This window comes from Microbacterium lacus, assembly GCF_039531105.1.
Lineage (GTDB): Bacteria > Actinomycetota > Actinomycetes > Actinomycetales > Microbacteriaceae > Microbacterium > Microbacterium lacus.
In genome coordinates this window covers 2,385,566-2,403,764 of the sequence record NZ_BAAAPK010000001.1, presented here as the reverse complement: position 1 = coordinate 2,403,764, position 18,199 = coordinate 2,385,566, and the positions used below count along the sequence as shown (strand labels likewise).

Annotated in this window: 17 protein-coding genes; 12 read left to right on the top strand and 5 right to left on the bottom strand. The window is 69.8% G+C overall.

What is annotated here, in order from left to right; all coding sequences use genetic code 11:
- Nucleotides 1–14: 14 nt before the first annotated feature.
- Together metG and ABD197_RS11470 are read left to right on the top strand one after the other, a co-directional pair.
- On the top strand, nucleotides 15–1,586 hold the full coding sequence (gene metG, locus ABD197_RS11475; protein ID WP_344054629.1) for a methionine--tRNA ligase: 1,572 nt from the start codon (nucleotides 15–17) through the stop codon (nucleotides 1,584–1,586).
- Complete coding sequence (locus tag ABD197_RS11470) at nucleotides 1,583–2,467, top strand: TatD family hydrolase (protein WP_344054627.1); 885 nt, start codon at nucleotides 1,583–1,585, stop codon at nucleotides 2,465–2,467. Before metG ends, ABD197_RS11470 begins: the two co-directional genes overlap by 4 nt.
- Nucleotide 2,468: 1 nt before the next feature.
- On the opposite strand, the gene ABD197_RS11465 is transcribed toward ABD197_RS11470, so the two are convergent.
- Together ABD197_RS11465 and ABD197_RS11460 are read right to left on the bottom strand one after the other, a co-directional pair.
- Nucleotides 2,469–3,755, bottom strand: a complete 1,287-nt coding sequence (locus ABD197_RS11465; protein WP_344054625.1) for an MFS transporter — start codon at nucleotides 3,753–3,755, stop codon at nucleotides 2,469–2,471.
- 41 nt (nucleotides 3,756–3,796) lie between these two features.
- Nucleotides 3,797–5,239 (bottom strand): sugar porter family MFS transporter, encoded by a 1,443-nt coding sequence (locus ABD197_RS11460; RefSeq protein ID WP_344054623.1) that lies wholly within the window; start codon nucleotides 5,237–5,239, stop codon nucleotides 3,797–3,799.
- Between the two features lie 125 nt (nucleotides 5,240–5,364).
- Here ABD197_RS11460 and rsmA point away from each other — a divergent pair, with 125 nt between their 5' ends.
- On the top strand, nucleotides 5,365–6,207 hold the full coding sequence (gene rsmA / locus ABD197_RS11455; RefSeq protein ID WP_344054621.1) for a 16S rRNA (adenine(1518)-N(6)/adenine(1519)-N(6))-dimethyltransferase RsmA: 843 nt from the start codon (nucleotides 5,365–5,367) through the stop codon (nucleotides 6,205–6,207).
- Nucleotides 6,208–6,318: 111 nt separating this feature from the next.
- Nucleotides 6,319–7,248, top strand: a complete 930-nt coding sequence (locus tag ABD197_RS11450) for a phosphodiesterase (protein ID WP_344054619.1) — start codon at nucleotides 6,319–6,321, stop codon at nucleotides 7,246–7,248.
- Here ABD197_RS11450 and ABD197_RS11445 read toward each other — a convergent pair.
- Complete coding sequence (locus ABD197_RS11445; RefSeq protein ID WP_344054617.1) at nucleotides 7,199–8,776, bottom strand: stealth conserved region 3 domain-containing protein; 1,578 nt, start codon at nucleotides 8,774–8,776, stop codon at nucleotides 7,199–7,201. The two genes, ABD197_RS11450 and ABD197_RS11445, sit on opposite strands and share 50 nt — an antisense overlap.
- Nucleotides 8,777–8,916: 140 nt before the next feature.
- Between ABD197_RS11445 and mgrA the strand changes: the two genes are divergently transcribed.
- From mgrA to ABD197_RS11405, 8 genes are all read left to right on the top strand, one after another.
- The gene (gene mgrA, locus ABD197_RS11440) at nucleotides 8,917–9,984 is read left to right on the top strand and encodes an L-glyceraldehyde 3-phosphate reductase (protein WP_344054615.1); all 1,068 of its coding nucleotides are present in this window, start codon (nucleotides 8,917–8,919) and stop codon (nucleotides 9,982–9,984) included.
- The gene (locus ABD197_RS11435) at nucleotides 9,981–10,904 is read left to right on the top strand and encodes a 4-(cytidine 5'-diphospho)-2-C-methyl-D-erythritol kinase (RefSeq protein WP_344054613.1); all 924 of its coding nucleotides are present in this window, start codon (nucleotides 9,981–9,983) and stop codon (nucleotides 10,902–10,904) included. The genes mgrA and ABD197_RS11435 overlap by 4 nt, the downstream gene beginning before the upstream one ends.
- Nucleotides 10,905–11,044: 140 nt before the next feature.
- Nucleotides 11,045–11,347: a DUF427 domain-containing protein gene (locus ABD197_RS11430; protein WP_344054611.1), complete on the top strand. Its 303-nt coding sequence runs from the start codon at nucleotides 11,045–11,047 to the stop codon at nucleotides 11,345–11,347.
- A gap of 13 nt (nucleotides 11,348–11,360) precedes the next feature.
- On the top strand, nucleotides 11,361–12,182 hold the full coding sequence (locus ABD197_RS11425; protein ID WP_344054609.1) for an ABC transporter ATP-binding protein: 822 nt from the start codon (nucleotides 11,361–11,363) through the stop codon (nucleotides 12,180–12,182).
- Nucleotides 12,179–12,874: an ABC transporter permease gene (locus ABD197_RS11420; protein ID WP_344054607.1), complete on the top strand. Its 696-nt coding sequence runs from the start codon at nucleotides 12,179–12,181 to the stop codon at nucleotides 12,872–12,874. Before ABD197_RS11425 ends, ABD197_RS11420 begins: the two co-directional genes overlap by 4 nt.
- Nucleotides 12,871–13,605 (top strand): ABC transporter permease, encoded by a 735-nt coding sequence (locus ABD197_RS11415; protein WP_344054605.1) that lies wholly within the window; start codon nucleotides 12,871–12,873, stop codon nucleotides 13,603–13,605. The genes ABD197_RS11420 and ABD197_RS11415 overlap by 4 nt, the downstream gene beginning before the upstream one ends.
- A gap of 34 nt (nucleotides 13,606–13,639) precedes the next feature.
- Nucleotides 13,640–14,557 (top strand): ABC transporter substrate-binding protein, encoded by a 918-nt coding sequence (locus ABD197_RS11410; protein ID WP_344054603.1) that lies wholly within the window; start codon nucleotides 13,640–13,642, stop codon nucleotides 14,555–14,557.
- Nucleotides 14,558–14,679: 122 nt separating this feature from the next.
- Nucleotides 14,680–16,476 carry an ABC-F family ATP-binding cassette domain-containing protein gene (locus tag ABD197_RS11405; protein WP_344054601.1) on the top strand — a complete coding sequence of 599 codons (1,797 nt, stop codon included), beginning with the start codon at nucleotides 14,680–14,682 and terminating at the stop codon, nucleotides 16,474–16,476.
- 6 nt (nucleotides 16,477–16,482) lie between these two features.
- Here ABD197_RS11405 and ABD197_RS11400 read toward each other — a convergent pair whose 3' ends face one another.
- Both ABD197_RS11400 and ABD197_RS11395 read right to left on the bottom strand, forming a co-directional pair.
- Complete coding sequence (locus ABD197_RS11400; protein WP_344054599.1) at nucleotides 16,483–16,701, bottom strand: putative acetyltransferase; 219 nt, start codon at nucleotides 16,699–16,701, stop codon at nucleotides 16,483–16,485.
- On the bottom strand, nucleotides 16,698–18,176 hold the full coding sequence (locus ABD197_RS11395; RefSeq protein WP_344054597.1) for an SDR family NAD(P)-dependent oxidoreductase: 1,479 nt from the start codon (nucleotides 18,174–18,176) through the stop codon (nucleotides 16,698–16,700). Before ABD197_RS11395 ends, ABD197_RS11400 begins: the two co-directional genes overlap by 4 nt.
- Nucleotides 18,177–18,199 lie beyond the last annotated feature (23 nt).

Below are 18,199 nucleotides of genomic sequence, written 5' to 3'. Positions count from 1 at the left end.
TCTAGAATCCTCTGGTGAGCACCGGCGAATCCTTCTACATCACCACGCCGATCTACTACCCGAGCGACGTGCCCCACATCGGACACGGCTACACGACGGTGGCGGTCGACGCCCTCGCGCGTTGGCACCGCCAGGCGGGCGATGACACCTGGATGCTGACCGGCACGGACGAGCACGGTCAGAAGATGCTGCGCGCCGCAGCAGCGAACGGTGCGACCCCGCAGGAATGGGTCGACCGGCTCGTGAGCGAGGCGTGGTTCCCGCTCCTGAAGACCCTCGACGTCGCGAACGACGACTTCATCCGGACGACGCAGGAGCGCCACGAGGAGCGCGTGAAGAAGTTCGTCCAGGCGATCTACGACCGCGGCTACATCTACGCCGGCGAGTTCGAGGCGCTGTACTGCGTGGGCTGCGAGGAGTTCAAGACCGAGTCCGAGATCGTCGACGGCACCGGACCGTTCGAGGGCCTCAAGGTCTGCGCGATCCACTCCAAGCCCCTCGAACTGCTGCAGGAGAAGAACTACTTCTTCAAGCTGTCCGAGTTCCAGGACCGGCTGCTCGAGCTCTACAAGACGGATTTCGTGCGCCCCGAGTCGGCGCGCAACGAGGTCGTGTCGTTCGTGAAGCAGGGTCTGAAGGACCTCTCCATCTCCCGCTCGACGTTCGATTGGGGCATCGAGGTGCCGTGGGATCCGTCCCACGTGATCTACGTGTGGGTCGACGCCCTGCTGAACTACGCGACCGCGGTCGGCTATGGCAGCGACCCCGAGCAGTTCGACCGGCGCTGGCCGGCGTATCACGTCGTCGGCAAGGACATCCTGCGCTTCCACGCGGTGATCTGGCCGGCGATGCTCATGGCCGCCGGCGTCGACGTCCCGAGGGGCGTCTATGCACACGGCTGGCTGCTCGTGGGCGGCGAGAAGATGAGCAAGTCGAAGCTCACCGGCATCGCCCCGACCGAGATCACCGACGTCTTCGGCTCGGACGCCTACCGGTTCTACTTCCTGTCCGCGATCGCGTTCGGCCAGGACGGGTCGTTCTCGTGGGAGGACCTGGCGGCCCGCTACCAGGCCGAGCTCGCGAACGGCTTCGGCAACCTCGCTTCGCGCACGGTCGCCATGATCGAGAAGTACTACGAGGGCGTCGTCCCGCCCGCCGCGGCATACACCGACGCTGATCTGGGCATCCAGAAGATCGTGGCGGATGCCGTCACCTCGGCGGATGCGGCGATCGAGCGCTTCCGGCCGGACGAGGCGATCTCCTCCATCTGGACGATCGTCGAGGCTCTCAACGGCTACATCACGGACAACGAGCCGTGGGCGCTCGCGAAGGACGATGCGCAGCGCGGCCGGCTCGGCACGGTGCTGTACACCGCGGCCGAGGGCCTCCGGGCGCTCGCGGTCCTGCTCTCGCCGTTCACCCCGATCGCGACGCACAAGCTGTGGGTGGCCCTCGGCGCCGCCGACACGCTCGGGGCCCTGGACGCGCAGCCGATCCGCGGGGCCGGCCGGTGGGGCATCCTCCCCGCCGGCGCCGCGGTCAGCGGACTCGCGCCCCTGTTCCCGCGCGTCGAGCAGTCTGCATGAGCGATCCGAGCCAGTACGTCCGCGAGCGCCATAACGACGGCACGCGGGACGTCCGCTGGCCGGCGGCTCCGGAGCCGCTCGCGGTCCCGGTGTACGACAACCACGCCCACCTCGAGATCGCCGACGGCGATGAGCCGCTGACCCTCGAGGACCAGCTCGAGCGCGCGGCGGCGGTCGGCGTGATCGGCGTCGTGCAGGCCGGGGGCGACGTCGACTCGAGCCGGTGGTCGGCGTGGGCTGCGGCATCCCACCCGCGCGTCCTCGCGGCCGTGGCGATCCACCCGAACGAGGCCCCCGCGTACGAAGAGGCGGGGGAACTGGATGCCGCGCTCGCGGTGATCGATGAGCTCGCCGCCGAGCCCCGCGTGCGCGCGATCGGCGAGACCGGACTGGACTTCTTCCGCACGCAGGACGCGGGGCTGCCCGCACAGCACCGGTCGTTCGAGGCGCACATCTCCCTCGCGAAGAAGCACGGCATCGCGATGCAGATCCACGACCGCGACGCGCACGACGCCGTACTGGAGACCCTTGAGCGTGTCGGGGCTCCGGAGCGCACCGTGTTCCACTGCTTCTCCGGCGACGAGGCGATGGCCCGCGTCGCCGCCGATCGCGGGTACTACCTGTCGTTCGCCGGCAACGTGACCTTCAAGAACGCGCAGAACCTCCGCGACGCGCTCGCCGTCACGCCGCGCGAGCGCATCCTCGTCGAGACCGACGCGCCCTTCCTCACCCCGACCCCGCATCGCGGCCGCCCGAACGCCCCGTACCTGATCCCGGTCACACTCCGCTTCATGGCTGCCGAGCTCGGTGTCGAGCTCGATGCGCTGTGCGCGCAGCTGGCCGCGAACACGCGCGAGGTCTACGGCTCCTTCGAGGACTGAGTCACCCGATCAGCGGCTCGCCGCCCGCGCCCGGCTCGGGCTGCGCGTCGGTCTGTGCCACCGGTTTCGCGGCGGCGATGTGCGAGATCGGTCGCCACACCAGGGCGAGGGTGACCGCCGCTCCGCCGAACGCGAACCACCACGGTGCCGTCAGCCCGAAGAACTGGGCGAGGATGCCGCCGATGAACTGTCCGATGACGAGGCCGCCGAAGACGCCCACCATGTTCACCGACGCGATCCGGCCCTGCAGTTCGCGGGGGACGAGGCGCTGCCGGACGGTCGTGGAGATCGTCGCCCAGACGAACGCGTACAGGCCGAAGACGAACATGATCACGAAGGCGACCGCGGGCAGCGTCGTCAGGGCGAAAGCCAGGTGCATGAGCACCTCGAGGGCGAGGCACACGCGCATGAGCGTGGCGAAGGACACGTGCTTCTCGAGCCAGCCGAACAGGAAGATCGCGACCATGCCGCCGAGCGCCGACGCGGTCATGAGCGCGCCGTAGCCGACCGGACCCATGCCGAGGTGTTCGGTCGCGTAGAGCACGAGGATGCCCCAGGGGGCGGCCCAGGTGACGTTGAAGACCAGGATGATGATCACGAGCGTCCGCACGGGTGCGTTGTGCCGCAACCAGCGCAGACCCTCGCCGATCGCCTTCAGCGGGGCTCGCGACGACTCCGCAGGGTGCTCGGGCACCGGCGTGCGCGCGATGCGGGAGATGAGGACCACGGCGAGCGAGACGCACAGCACTTGCGCGGCGAACGGCCAGAACGACCCGATCGCGAACAGGAACGCGCCCAGCGGCGGGCCGGCGAGCTGATTCGCGACGAGGAACCCGGCCTGCATGCGGGAATTGCCGATGCCGAGGTCGTCGGGTCGCACGATCATCGGCAGGAGCGTCGAGCCGGCGGAGTCCGCGAAGACCTCAGCGGTGCCGTAGAGGAACGCGACGGCGAGCACCATCCACACCGTCACGGTGCCGGTGACGAGGAACGCGACCAGGGCGAGCACGATCACCGCGCGAACCCCGTTGGCTACCATCACCAGGCGACGTCGGTCGTGGTGGTCCGCGATCGCGCCGGCGAGCAGTCCGAAGAGCAGCCACGGCAGGTACTGCAGCATGGCGCCCGCGGCCACGACGAGCGGCGACGAGGTCAGGGAGGCCAGGAGGAGGGGAGCCGCCGCCAGGGCGATGCCGTCACCGAGGTTGCTCGTCCACGACGAGCTGAGCAGCCACGGGAAGTCGCGTCCGAGCCGACGGGGCGCGATGATCTCGCCGGGGGAACGCATCCCTCGATCCTAGATCGCCCCTCCGACGGCCGCCCGGCGGGTCAGCGCTTCGGGGCGACCGGCGCGGGCGCGTCCTCGCTCATCGACTCGAGCGTGCGCCCCTTGGTTTCCTTCACGTACTTGATCACGAAGAAGATCGCCACGAACGCGAAGAACGTGTAGACCCCGTAAGCGAGTCCGAGTCCGACCGATGCCAGCGCCGGGAACGTCGTGGAGATCACGAAGTTCGCGGCCCACTGCGCTGCTGCCGCGACCGAGAGGGCGACGGCGCGGATCTTGTTGCTGAACATCTCGCCCAGCAGCACCCACACCACCGGTCCCCACGTGGCGCCGAAGAACACGACGTACAGGTTCGCGGCGATGAGCGCGATCGTGCCCGACGAGCCCTCCAGGACCGGCTGCCCGTCCACGACCGTGGCCGTGGCGAACATGAGCGTCAGCACCCCGAGGCAGACGAACTGGCCGATCGCGCCGACGAGCAGCAGGGGCTTTCGACCCACCTTGTCGATCAGGAGGATCGCGACGATCGTCGTGACGATGTTCGTCACCGAGGTGATCACGGTGATCGTGAGGGAATCCTGCTCGGTGAAGCCCACCGCCTGCCAGAGCGTCGTGGAGTAGTAGAAGATCACGTTGATGCCGGTGAACTGCTGGAGCACCGACAGTCCGATGCCGATCCAGACGATCGGCAGCAGGCCGAACTTGCCGCGCCGGAGGATCGAGAAGCGCGCGCGCTCCGACTTGCCCTCGACGGTCTTGAGGATGTCGGTGGACACCTTCTCGACGTCGCCGCCGACGTAGCGGGTGAGGACTTCCTTCGCCTTCGTCATCTCGCCGCGCGCGATCAGGTAGCGCGGGGACTCGGGGATCGTCAGCGCAAGGACGCCGTAGATCACGGCGGGCACGACCTCGACCAGGAACATCCACCGCCAGGCTTCGAGGCCGAACAGCCACGGCGCGGACGCCGTGCCGGCGGCCGCGACGATCGCCGCGTCGCTGAGGAGTGCGACGAAGATGCCCGAGACGATCGCGAGCTGCTGCAGCGAGCCGAGCCGGCCGCGGTACTCGGGCGGAGAGACCTCGGCGATGTACGCCGGGGCGATGACGGATGCCGCTCCCACGCCGAGCCCGCCGACGATGCGCCAGAACGAGAAGTCCCACACGCCGATCGCGAGCGCGCAGCCGACAGCGCTGGCGACGAACATGACCGCGGCGATCAGCATCACCCGGATGCGGCCGTATCGGTCGGCGATGCGCCCGGCGTACCAGGCGCCGATCGCACAGCCGATCAGGGCGGAGGCGACCGCGAAGCCGAGGAGGAGGTCGCCGGTCTGGAACTGCTCGCCGATCGCGTTCACCGCACCGTTGATGACGGCGGTGTCGAAGCCGAACAGGAAGCCGCCGAGCGCCGCCGTGGCTGCCACGAGGACGACGCGTGTCAGTGGCACGGAGACGTGCGATCCGGATGTCGGAGCCGAACTCATGGGGGGCCTCCTCGTTCGCGAAGACGGACGGCAGTGCCCGCCTGGCCTTACCCTGGCCGCCGCGCGCAGGACTGTCAACCCGACGTGCCGCGGGACGGCGAGCCCGTCCGCACTACAGTGTTCTCATGCCCGTGACCCTCCTCGGCGCGTCCGAGATCCGCTCGCTGGCCGCAGGACTCGACGTGACTCCGACCAAGAAGCTCGGTCAGAACTTCGTCGTCGACGCGAACACGGTGCGCCGGATCGTTCAGGTCGCCCGGGTCTCCTCGGGGGAGCGCGTCGTCGAAGTCGGACCAGGTCTCGGGTCTCTCACGCTCGCGATCCTGGAGACCGGGGCGAGCGTCACGGCCGTCGAGATCGATCACCGCCTGGCTGCGCGGCTCCCCGCGACGGCCGCCGCCCACGGTGTCCCGGCCGATCGGCTCGACGTCGTGGATGCCGACGCCCTCCGGGTCACCGAGCTCCCGGGCGAGCCGACCGTCCTGGTCGCAAACCTCCCCTACAACGTCTCCGTGCCGGTGCTGCTGCACTTCCTCGAGCATTTCCCCGCGCTCCAGCGCGGCGTGGTGATGGTCCAGGCGGAGGTCGGCGAGCGACTCGCGGCGGCGCCGGGGTCCAAGACGTACGGGGCGCCGAGCGTGAAGGCCGCGTGGTACGGTCCGTGGCGGCTGTCCGGCATGGTCTCGCGGCAGGTGTTCTGGCCGGTCCCCAACGTCGACAGTGTGCTCGTCTCCTTCGCCCGCGATCCCGAGCCGCGCGGCACCGAGGCGGAGCGGCTTCGCACGTTCCAGATCGTCGACGCCGCGTTCCAGCAGCGGCGGAAGATGCTCCGGCAGGCGGTCTCGGCGGTGCTCGGCGGCTCTGCGGCAGCGGCCTCCGAGATCCTCGAACGTGCGGGGGTCGCGCCCACGGCGCGCGGCGAGGAGCTCGGCGTCGAGGACTTCCTGCGGATCGCGCGGGTCGCCTGATTCTCGACGTTCGCGCGTCGGACCCACCCCGTTCACGAAACATGCCGGTAACATTCAGGGCATTCCGTCACCGTGGCGGGTGGCGCATCCAGCGCCGAGGGGGAGGGTGCGATGCGCACCGCGGAGTATCCGGCGCCCGAGCGCGTCCTGCTGCACCTGAGTGACACGCACCTTCGTGCGGCCGGATCGCGGCTGTTCGACCTCGTGGACGCGCGTGAGCATCTCGCCAGGGCCCTCGCGACGATCGAGGCGTCCGGGATCGCCCCGGACGGCATCGTCTTCACGGGTGACCTCGTCGACCTCGGTGAAGGTGACGCATACGCGCAGCTGCGGGATCTCGTCGAGCCGTTCGCCGCACGACTGCACACGCGCGTGTTCTGGGTGATGGGCAATCACGACGACCGCGCGGGGCTTCGGACGCACCTGCTCGGGTCCGGCGGCGACGCACCTGTGGACCGCGTCGACGAGCTCGACGGACTGCGCCTGATCACCCTCGACACCTCGGTCCCCGGCGCCCACCACGGCGAACTGCGCGACGAGCAGCTCGCGTGGCTCGCCCGGATCCTCGCGACACCGGCGCCGCTCGGCACGATCATCGCGATGCACCATCCCCCGGTGCCGAGCGTCCTGCCGCTTGCTGCGACGGTCGAGCTGCGCGACCAGCAACGGCTCGCCCCCGTGCTGCGCGGCACCGATGTGCGCGCGATCATCGCCGGACACCTGCACTACTCCACGTTCGCGACGTTCGCCGGGATCCCCGTGTCGGTGGCCTCCTCCACCTGCTACGCGCAGGACCTCACGGTTCCGGTCGGCGGGACGCGACCGCAGGACGGCGCGCAGGCGTACAACGTGATCCACGTCTACGACGACACCGTCGTCCATTCGGTCGTCCCCGTCGATGCGCCGCGCACCCTGGAGTACGTCGACGCGGCAGAAGCGCGTCGACGCCTCGCGGATGCCGGAATCCGCCAGCCCGGGGCGCCGGAGCGGATCAGCCCGCGGACAGCCCCGCCGACGGAGCCGATCGCGATCCCGCACTGAGGTCCGCGCGCTCCCACGGTGCGCGCACCGGGAACATCCGCTCCAGGATGTCGGTCACCGTCCGAACCCGCAGCTCTTCCGGCATCTCACCCGCGCCGCCGTCGTTCAGGCAGAACATGTCCACGTCGCGACGGCGGGCGAGGCGCTCCATGCCCGCGAGCGAGGCCGCGAGCGTCGTCTGCACGTAGCGCACCCGCGGCTTCGTGCTCGCGATCGCCCGCCCCGTGAACTGCGCGTAGTAGTGGTACAGGCTGTTCGTGACGGAGATGTCGGTCGCGGACCGGAAGCGGGAGGCGGCGGTCCGGGCGAAGTCCTCGGGGAACGCCTGCTCGAGCTCCGCCATGACGCTGCGACGCAGCGGGGTCGCGCAGTGCTCGAGATCGCGGGTGATCGTGCGGCCGAAACGCTCCTGCAGCAGCGCCCGGTTCACGCGCAGCGCGTTGTCGTGGCCGCTGCGGTGCGTCTGCGGTCCGCCGGCGCCGATGCGGATCCCGCACTCCACGAACCGGGTGATGCCGGCGGGGGAGAAGAAGAGTTCGGGCTGCACGGGCCGGCCGAAGAACATGTCGTCGTTCGAGTAGAGGAAATGCTCGGCGAGCCCGTCGATGCGGTGCAGCTGCGACTCGACGGCATGCGAGTTGTGGATCGGCAGGACGGACGTGTCGCCGAAGAACTCCTCGCTGCGCACGATCGTGACCTTCGGGTGATCCAGGAGCCATGCCGGTGCGGGGGAATCGGTCGCGATGAAGATGCGACGCACCCACGGGGCATACATGTGGACGCTGCGCAGGGCGTACCGCAGCTCGTCCACGTGGCGGTAGCGGGCCGGCCCGTCGTCGCCCTCGCCGACGACGTACTCGGCCATCTGCGCGGCGCGCTGCCGCTGGAAGTCGGTGGACGAGCCGTCGACCCACGAGAACACCATGTCCACGTCGTGCGTGAACTCGCCCGGGTGAACGTCGAACATCCCGGCGATCGTGCGGAAGGACCGGCCGTGCCGCACGACGTCAACGAAGGAGAGATCGGAGGCGGCCGTGATCCGCCGCGTGACCGCGTTGTCGTGCGGGGCCTCGATGACGTCGTCCCCGAATCGCCAGAACTCGAGCCGGATGCCGACCTCGTGGTCGTAGCGGAGGTCGCCCTGCGCGCTCATCCGCGGGCGATAGACACGCAGCGCCGCGGGAACATCCGACGGATCCTCGAGGTCGGCGGCGAGCACCGCCCCGAGGGCTTTGCGCTTCACGTACACCGGTTCGGGCAGCCCGCGCAGGGCCTGCACCGCGGCTGCGGCATCCGTCACGTCGACCGCGAGTCCGACGGTGTGCACGTCGTGGCGGATCAGCAGGATGCCGACGCCCGCGTGTTCGAGCGCGCCGGCGATCAGCAGGAGGTCCTCTTCGCGCGCCTGCGCCGGGGTGGTCTGCTCGTGCAGCAGTCGAAGGACGCCGCGGTCCAGAACGATGTCATCGCGCTCGAGCAGCGCGGCCCAGCTGCGGGGCTGGACGGGCAGTGCGGACAGCATCGCCATGATTCCTCCTTCGACAGGGGGACAGACTAAGCGGCCATCGTTTCGGTGACGTTTCGCGGTCGTCCCCTTGACCACGAGGTCGCGACGTGCTGTGCGTCCGCACCCTCTCGCGCTCGCACGGCCGGGGATAGGCTCGGTGCGTGACCGACTCCCCGCGCTTCCGCCCCGACGTCCGAGAACTGCACCGGCCCTATGCGGCCGCCGCCGACCGCTACTCCGCGACCGAGTTCCGCCAGGTCGGATCGTCCGGGCTGTTCCTTCCGCCCATCTCGCTGGGCCTGTGGTGGAACTTCGGCGACAACATCCCGTTCGACAACCAGCGTGCGGTGCTGCGCCATGCTTTCGACATCGGCATCACGCACTTCGACCTCGCGAACAACTACGGTCCGCCGTACGGCACGGCCGAGACGAACTTCGGCCGCATGATGCGCGAAGATTTCGCGCCCTACCGCGACGAGCTCATCCTCTCCTCGAAGGCCGGCTACGACATGTGGCCGGGGCCGTACGGAGATCACGGCTCGCGCAAGTACCTGCTCGCCAGCGCCGAGCAGTCGCTGCGCCGCATGAGCGTGGACTACGTCGACATCTTCTACTCCCACCGCGTGGATCCGGTGACGCCGATCGAGGAGACGATCGGGGCGCTGGACACGCTCGTCCGCCAGGGCAAGGCGCTGTACGTCGGGATCTCCTCCTACAGCGCCGAGCGCACCGCGACCGCGGCCGCCGTCGCGCGGAGCCTCGGCACCCCGCTGATCATCCACCAGCCGTCCTACTCGATCCTCAACCGCTGGGTCGAGGACGGGCTGACCGGCGTGCTGGCGCAGGAGGGGATGGGGGCGATCGCCTTCACTCCGCTCGCCCAAGGGCTGCTCACCGACAAGTACCTCGGCGACGGCACCGCGCAGCGCGCGCAGAGTCGATCCTCGCTGCCCGATCGCAAGCTCTCGGAGAGCGCGCTCGAGGCGCTGCGCAGCCTGGATGTGATCGCGAAGGAGCGCGGGCAGTCGCTCGCGCAGATGGCGATCCAGTGGGTGCTGCGCGACGCGGTCGTCGCGTCCGCGCTGATCGGCGCGTCGCGTCCGGAGCAGCTCGACGAGAACGTCGCCGCTCTCTCCGGTCCGGCATTCGACACGGCCGAACTCGAGCAGATCGACGCGCTGTCCGGACGGCTCGACGTCGACCTGTGGGCGGAGTCGGCGCAGCTGTGACGCACGCGTTCGTGGCCGACCGCGTCCACGTCCGGGCGCCGGGGAAGCTCAACCTCTTCTTCGAGGTGGGCGACGTCCAGGACGACGGCTATCACGATGTCGCGTCCGCCTACCAGGCGGTCTCGCTGTTCGAGGACGTCTGGGCCGAACCGGCGGATGACTTCACGATCGCGATCTCGGGCACGGTCGATGTGAGCGGTGTGCCCGCCGACGACCGCAACCTGGCGCTGCGCGCCGCGCGCCTGGTCGCGCAGAAGGCGGGATATGCCGGCGGCGTGCACCTGGACGTCGTCAAGCACGTGCCGGTGGCCGGTGGCATGGGCGGGGGGTCCGCGGATGCCGCGGCCGCACTCGTCGCGTGCGACGCGCTCTGGGGCACGGACCTGGGAGCCGCGACGTTGCACCAGCTCGCCGCCCGACTCGGTGCGGACGTGCCGTTCGCCCTCATGGGCGGCACCGCGGTCGGCACCGGTCGCGGCGACGAACTGAGTGCGGCGCTGGTGCGGGGACGCTTCGACTGGGTCGTGGTGCCGGCCGAGGGGGGACTGTCCACACCGGAGGTCTACGCGCACCTGGACGTGCTGCGAGCAGACCACGGGGCGCTCTCGCGCGTGCGGACGCCGGCAGTCGACCCCGGCGTCCTGAAGGCGCTGCGCGCCGGAGACCCGGTGGCCCTCGCCGAACACGCCCGCAACGACCTCCAGGCCGCCGCGCTGTCGTTGCGCCCCGATCTGCGGGCGACCCTCGAACTCGGCGATCAGGCCGGGGCGCTGGCCGGAATGGTGTCCGGCTCGGGTCCGACGCTGGCCTTCCTGGCGGCGGACGCGGAAGCGGCGCTCGAGCTGCAGGTGGTGCTGTCCGCGGCGGGTCTCCGGGCGCTGCACGTGCACGGGCCGGTGCCGGGCACCCGGGTGATGTGAACGCGGCAACGTAGCGTTCATTTCGGTTCATTGCAAGGATTCCGTCGGACGGATCCCGTGTCGACGGGGTTCGCTACGCTCGGAAAGCGGCTTCGTGCTGCGCACTGATCCAGGCGCCGTGAGCGCCTCGAGGAGGAATCATGAAGGCGCATCTGAACGGCACGGTCATCGCTGAGGCGGACGAAGCCGACCTGGTCAAGATCGAGGGCAACTGGTACTTCCCGCCGGCGAGCGTGAAGCGCGAATTCCTCCAGGAGAGTCCGACGCCCTACACATGCCCGTGGAAGGGCGAGTGCCAGTACTACTCGGTCGTCTCGGGCGACGACGTGCTCGCGGACCGTGCCTGGGCGTACCCGACCCCGTACCCGACCGCGATCGAGCGAGTCGGACGCGACTTCTCGGGGTACGTGGCCTTCTGGAAGGAAGTCGAGGTCACGGCCTGAGCAAGGTCGTCCCATGATCGAGTTCTCGAACGTCACGAAGGAGTTCCCCGACGGCACGCGCGCGGTCGAGGACTTCCATCTGATCATCCCGTCGCGCAAGACGACGGTCTTCGTCGGATCCTCCGGCTGCGGCAAGACGACGCTGCTGCGCATGATCAACCGCATGGTCGAGCCGTCCGGCGGCGATATCTCGATCGACGGGGAGAGCATCCTGGCGAAGGATGCGGTCAAGCTGCGTCGCAGCATCGGCTACGTCATGCAGAACTCCGGGCTCATGCCCCACTTCACGGTGATCGACAACGTCGCCACCGTGCCGGTGCTGAGCGGCGTGCCCAAGAAGAAGGCCCGGGAGCAGGCGCTCGGTCTGCTCGACACGGTGGGCCTGGACCGCTCGCTGGCCGGCCGCTACCCGAGCCAGCTGTCCGGCGGTCAGCAACAGCGCGTCGGCGTCGCCCGCGGACTCGCCTCCGACCCCAACATCCTGCTGATGGACGAGCCGTTCGGCGCGGTCGACCCGATCGTGCGCGCCGATCTGCAACAGGAGCTCATCCGACTGCAGAGAGAACTCGGCAAGACCGTCGTGTTCGTCACGCACGACATCGACGAGGCGTTCCTCCTGGGCGACCAGGTCGTGATCCTCCAGAAGGGCGCCCGCATCGCCCAGGTCGGCTCGCCGAGCGAGATCATCGAGAGTCCCGCCGACGACTTCGTCGCGAGCTTCATCGGCGTCGACCGCGGCGCGCGGGCACTCACGATCAAGCAGACCGACCGCGGCGCGGTGGTGGTCGACAGCGAGGGCCGCACCCAGGGAGCGATCGTCGGAGACGCCCGATGAACTGGGTCGCGAACAACCTGGATCTGATCTGGGAGCTGACGCTGGTGCACCTGCGGCAGTCGATCATCTCGATCATCCTCGGGTTCGTGCTGTCCGTGCCGCTCGGGTGGCTCGCCTGGCGATACCGGGCCGCGCGAGGCGGCATCCTCACCGTCACGGGTCTGCTGTACACGATCCCTTCGCTCGCGCTGCTCCCGCTGCTCCCCGTTCTGATCGGAACGCCGATCTTCAGCGAAGTCAACCTGATCCTCGCCCTCACGATCTACGCGATCGCGCTCATGACGCGGTCGGTTTCGGACGGACTCGGCTCGGTCGACCCCGCCGTGCGGCTGTCCGCGACGGCGATGGGGTACGGCGCGGGGCGGCGGTTCTGGGCGGTCGACTTCCCCCTCGCCGGGCCGGTGATCCTCGCGGGGCTCCGAGTCACCGCCGTCAGCACGATCGCCCTCGCGACCGTCGGCGCGCTCATCGGCGTGACGAACCTCGGCTACCTCTTCACGAACGGCTCGCAGCGGCGGATCATCGCCGAGGTGCTCGCCGGCATCGTCGCGGTGGTGCTCATCGCGCTCGTGATCGACCTGCTGCTCGTCCTGATCGGGCGCGCGCTCATGCCGTGGTCGAAGACGCCGTCCCGCGCCGCGCGCCGGCGTGCGCGCCGGGCGAACCTGCCGCTGGAGGTGAGGGTCGCGTGAACCTCATCGGCGATGCGATCGCGTGGATCTTCTCCGGTGACCCCGGGGCGGGCCTCGCACCGATCCCGGTGGCGCTCGCGCAGCACATCTGGTTCACGTTCCTCTCGATCCTGATCGCCGCGCTCATCGCCGTGCCGCTCGGCTGGCTGATCGGGCACACCGGGCGCGGCCGGGACATCGCCGTCGCGATCTCTGGTGCGGCTCGCGCCATTCCGTCCTTCGGCCTGCTGATCCTGCTCTTCCTGCTGCTCGGAGTGCTCCGCACGACCGAGGCCGCGATCATCACCTTCGTCCTCCTGGCGATCCCGTCGATCCTGGCCGGGGCCTACACCGGGTTCGAGGCGATCGACCGTCGAGTGCTCGACGCCGCCCGATCGATGGGGATGACGCCGTGGCAGGTGCTCTGGCGCGTCGAGGTTCCGCTCGGTCTGCCGCTGCTGGTGGCGGGCCTGCGGTCGGCGACACTGCAGGTCGTGGCGACGGTCACGATCGCCGCGTACATCAACCTGGGCGGGCTCGGGCAGTACATCCTGGCCGGCATCCCGCTGCGCCGTTTCGACATCGTCCTCGGCGGCGCGCTCCTCGTCGCGGCGCTCGCACTCGTCCTGGACGGCTTGTTCGCCCTCCTGCAGCGCGCATCCGTCCCCGCGGGCATCCGCGCCGCCCAGACCCACCACTCCGCTCCCCGGCGATCGGCATCCGCACGCACCACGGCTGCCGCCGCATCCTGAAAGTCCTGCACCACCACACACAGAGGAAAGAACCATGTTCACCATCAACAAGTCCAAGGTCGCCTTCACCGCGGCCATCCTGACCGGCGTCGCACTCGTGGCCTCGGGTTGCGCCTCCAGCGACCCGCTCGCGCCCGAGACCGAGGCTCCCGCGGCCGGGGGCGAGACGATCGTCATCGGCTCGCAGGCGTACTACTCGAACGAGATCATCGCCGAGATCTACGCACAGGCGCTCGAGAACGCCGGCTTCGACGTGTCGCGCGACGCGTTCAACTCCGGTCAGCGCGACGCGTACATCCCCGCCCTGGAGGCGGGGGAGATCACCCTGTTCCCCGAGTACTCCGGAAACCTCCTGCAGTTCTTCGACCCCGAGACGACGGCGCGCACCGCCGACGAGGTGTACGCGGCGCTGCCCGACGCGCTGCCCGAGGGCCTGAGCGTGCTGGACCAGTCCACCGCGACCGACCAGGACTCCTACACCGTGACGAAGGCATTCGCCGATGAGAACTCGCTCGTCGAGATCGGCGACCTCGCGAACGTGACCACCCCGCTCACCCTCGGCGGCGCACCCGAGCTCGCCGAGCGCCCCTACGGACCCACCGGGCTCCTGGACACGTACGGTGTGACCGTCGCGTTCTCCCCGACCGCGGATACCACGGTCGAGGCGCTCCTGGCGAACACGATCCAGGTCGCGAACGTCTACACGGCCGACCCCCGCATCCAGACCGACGACCTCGTCGTGCTCGAAGACCCCGAGGGTCTGTTCCTCGCCTCGAACGTCGTCCCGGTCGTCAGCGGAGAGCTGCCCGACGGTGCGGCCGAGATCATCAACGAGATCAGCGCGGCGCTCACTCCCGAGGGTCTGGTTGCGCTGAACGTGCAGAGCACGGTCGACCAGGAGTCCACGCCCGACATCGCGACGGCCTGGCTCACCGAGAACGGCCTGATCTGATCCGGCCCTGACGGCCCTTCCGCGAGACTGCAGCGGAGCGCCGAGACTGCGGGTGATCCCCTCAGTCTCGGACGCCCGTTGCAGTCTCGCGGCTTTTCGCGGCCGACTACCCTGGGAGGGACATGGCACATCTTCTCGGGGCCGAGGCCCTGCAACTCGAGTTCCCCACGCGCATCATCTTCGACTCCGTCTCGCTCGGCGTCGACGAGGGCGACCGCATCGGCGTCGTCGGTCGCAACGGCGACGGCAAGTCCAGCCTCCTCGCGATGCTCGCCGGGCGACTCGAGCCCGACGGGGGTCGCGTGACCGTCCGCCGTGGCGTCAGCGTCGGTGTGCTCGACCAGGGCGACACGCTCGACGATGGCGACACGGTCGCCCGCGCCGTGGTGGGCGATCTTCCCGAGCACGAGTGGGCGGGTGATCCGCGGGTGCGCGACGTGACCGCGGGCCTGCTCTCGGGCTTCGACTGGAACGCGCCGATCTCCGACCTCTCCGGTGGTCAGCGGCGCCGCGTCGCGCTGGCGAAGCTGCTGATCGGCGACCATGACGTCCTCATGCTCGACGAGCCCACCAACCACCTCGATGTCGAGGCGATCGCCTGGCTCGCCGAGCACCTCAAGCGCCGCTGGGCGCCGAATTCCGGGGCGCTCCTCGTCGTCACGCACGACCGGTGGTTCCTCGACGAGGTCTGCACCCGCACGTGGGAGGTGCACGACCGCATCGTCGAACCGTTCGAGGGCGGTTACGCGGCGTACATCCTCCAGCGCGTCGAGCGCGACCGCATGGCGGCCGCTTCCGAGGCCAAGCGGCAGAACCTCGCCCGCAAGGAGCTGGCATGGCTGCGGCGTGGAGCGCCCGCGCGCACCTCCAAGCCCCAGTTCCGCATCGACGCGGCGAACGCGCTCATCGCCGACGTCCCGGAGATCCGCGACCCCGTCGCCCTCCGCTCGCTCGCCGTCTCGCGACTCGGCAAGGACGTCGTCGACCTCCTGGACGTCTCGGTCGCGTACGAGCGTCCCATCCTCACCGACGTGGAATGGCGGATCGCGCCGGGCGAGCGCACCGGCATCCTCGGGGTGAACGGCGCGGGCAAGTCGACCCTCCTGGGGCTCGTGGCCGGCTCCGTCCAGCCGACGTCGGGGCGGGTCAAGCGGGGCAAGACCGTGAAGGTGGCCACCCTCACGCAGCGCCTGGACGAGCTCGAGGCGCATCTGGACGATCCCGTGCGGGTCGTCCTCGAGCGCCTCCGTACGACCTACACGTTCGGCACCGGATCCAAGGCGCAGGATCTGACCCCCGGGCAGCTTCTGGAGCGCATGGGCTTCTCGAGCGCCCAGCTCTCCACTCCCGTGAAGGATCTCTCCGGCGGTCAGAAGCGGCGCCTGCAGCTCCTGCTCGTGCTCCTGGACCAGCCCAACGTCCTCATCCTCGACGAGCCGACGAACGACCTCGATACCGACATGCTCGCGGCGATCGAGGATCTGCTGGACTCCTGGCCGGGGACGCTCCTGGTCGTCTCGCACGACCGGTACTTCATCGAGCGCGTCACCGACCAGCAGTATGCGATCTTGGGCGGCCGCCTCCGGCACCTTCCCGGAGGCGTCGACGAGTATCTCCGCCTGCGGCACAGGCAGGAAGAGCAGGCGGATGCCGCCGCCGCGGCATCCGCTTCGGCCTCAGCCCCCGCGTCCACCGGTCTCACCGGCGCCGAGCTGCGCGCCGCGCAGAAGGAGGTCGGTGCGATCGAGCGACGGCTCGCGAAGCTCGCGACGCTGATCGACGCCGCGCACGTGAAGATCGCCGAACACGATCAGAACGACTACACCGGCGTCGCCGCGCAGACGGCGACCCTGCGGGAGCTCGAGACCGAGGTGTCTGAGCTCGAGGAGCGCTGGCTGGAGCTGTCCGAGCTCGTCTGATCCGCCTCAGCGCGGGCGCGGGGGCGGCGGAACCGCCTTCGCGGCGACCACGGTCGCCAGGCCCACGCGCTGAAGCCCCCGACGCGTCTCGATCACGACGCTGACGGCATCCCGTTCGCGGAGCTCGCCGAGCGCGTCCGTCGCGCTCCCGTCAGGCAGCAGGTAGCGCGCCACGACGCGTGTGCCGATCGGGATGCCGCGCAGGAAGTCCGCGGAGTGCGTCACCAGCTGCCGACCGCGTAGTCCTTCAGGAAAACCCCGAACACGTCCTCACCGGCTTCGCCGCGCACGATGGGGTCGTACACGCGTGCGGCGCCGTCCACGAGATCCAGGGGTGCGTGGAAGCCCTCTTCGGCGAGCCGCACTTTCGTCGGATGCGGTCGCTCGTCGGTGATCCATCCGGTGTCCACGCTCGTCATGAGGATGCCGTCCGTCTCGAACATCTCCCGCGCGCTCGTGCGCGTCAGCATGTTCACCGCGGCCTTCGCCATGTTCGTGTGCGGATGCCCGGGACCCTTGTAGCCGCGACCGAACACGCCCTCCATCGCGCTGACGTTCACGACGTACTTCCGCCGCGCCGGGCTCGCCGCCATCGACGGCCGGAGCTTGGACACGAGCAGGAACGGGGCGGTCGTGTTCGCGAGCTGCACCTCGAGCATCTCGAGCGGGTCCACTTCCTGCACGTGCTGCGTCCACGAGTTCACGTCGTGGAGGTCCGGGACGAGTCCGCCCGCGTCGATCGCGGTGCCGGCGGCGAGGCGGTCCAGCGAACTGGAGCCCGCGGCCATGGCCTGCTCGGTGAGCTCTTCGGCTTTCGCGGCGGCGGCGGCGAGGATCGGGTGGGCGCTGACGGACTGCGCGAGCGCGAGAGGGTGCGCGTCATTCGTGTGCCCGAACGTCACGAGTTCGGGCAGCGGACCGTCGGGCAGCGGCGCGAGCTCGGCATCCACGAGCGGCTGGTAGGCGCCGGGGGAGCGCCGCACGGTCTGGGTCGCGTTGTTGATCAGGATGTCCAACGGCCCCTGCTCTGCGACGGACTCCGCGAGCCCGATCACCTGGGCCGGGTCGCGCAGGTCGATGCCCACGACGCGCAGGCGGTCGATCCACTCGGCGGAGTCCGGCAGGCTCGAGAACCGCCGGACCGCGTCGCGAGGGAAGCGCGTGGTGATCGTCGTGTGCGCGCCGTCGCGAAGGAGCCGCAGTGCGATGTACATGCCGATCTTGGCGCGACCGCCGGTCAGCAGGGCCCGCTTTCCGCTCAGGTCCGTCCGCGCGTCGCGTTTGGCGTGGCTCATCGCCGCGCACGCGGGGCAGAGCTGGTGGTAGAACGCGTCGACCTGCGTGTAGGGCTGCTTGCAGATGTAGCACGGTCGGGCGACGCGCAGGGTGCCGGCCGTCGGCGCGGTCGCGCGGGTCTCCAGCGGGATGCCCCGCGTCTCGTCGTCGATCCGGTCGGGCGCACCGGTCGCCGTGGCGGCGATCACCGCGCGGTCGGCTTCGGCGATCTCGGCGCGCTTCGCGAGCCGCCGCTCCTTCTTGGCCGACTTGAACATGGCGGCCGTCGCGCGACGGACCGTGACGTAGTCGGGGTGCGTCTCGTCGACCTCGTGCAGGCGGCCGAGGACGCGGAGGGTGATCTCCAGTTCGGCGGGGTCGATGCCGCTCGGGGGGACGGCGGAAGAGTCATCGACGGAGGGCACACGGAATTCTATCCGGCCCGCGC

Coding starts and splice junctions, on each gene's coding strand:
- ABD197_RS11465 (WP_344054625.1), bottom strand. CDS start 3,755: ATGCGTTCCCCCGGCGAGATCATCGCGCCCCGTCGGCTCGGACGCGAC.
- ABD197_RS11445 (WP_344054617.1), bottom strand. CDS start 8,776: ATGGCGATGCTGTCCGCACTGCCCGTCCAGCCCCGCAGCTGGGCCGCG.
- ABD197_RS11450 (WP_344054619.1), top strand. CDS start 6,319: ATGCGCACCGCGGAGTATCCGGCGCCCGAGCGCGTCCTGCTGCACCTG.
- ABD197_RS11460 (WP_344054623.1), bottom strand. CDS start 5,239: ATGAGTTCGGCTCCGACATCCGGATCGCACGTCTCCGTGCCACTGACA.
- ABD197_RS11405 (WP_344054601.1), top strand. CDS start 14,680: ATGGCACATCTTCTCGGGGCCGAGGCCCTGCAACTCGAGTTCCCCACG.
- ABD197_RS11410 (WP_344054603.1), top strand. CDS start 13,640: ATGTTCACCATCAACAAGTCCAAGGTCGCCTTCACCGCGGCCATCCTG.
- ABD197_RS11470 (WP_344054627.1), top strand. CDS start 1,583: ATGAGCGATCCGAGCCAGTACGTCCGCGAGCGCCATAACGACGGCACG.
- ABD197_RS11420 (WP_344054607.1), top strand. CDS start 12,179: ATGAACTGGGTCGCGAACAACCTGGATCTGATCTGGGAGCTGACGCTG.
- ABD197_RS11430 (WP_344054611.1), top strand. CDS start 11,045: ATGAAGGCGCATCTGAACGGCACGGTCATCGCTGAGGCGGACGAAGCC.
- ABD197_RS11425 (WP_344054609.1), top strand. CDS start 11,361: ATGATCGAGTTCTCGAACGTCACGAAGGAGTTCCCCGACGGCACGCGC.
- rsmA (WP_344054621.1), top strand. CDS start 5,365: ATGCCCGTGACCCTCCTCGGCGCGTCCGAGATCCGCTCGCTGGCCGCA.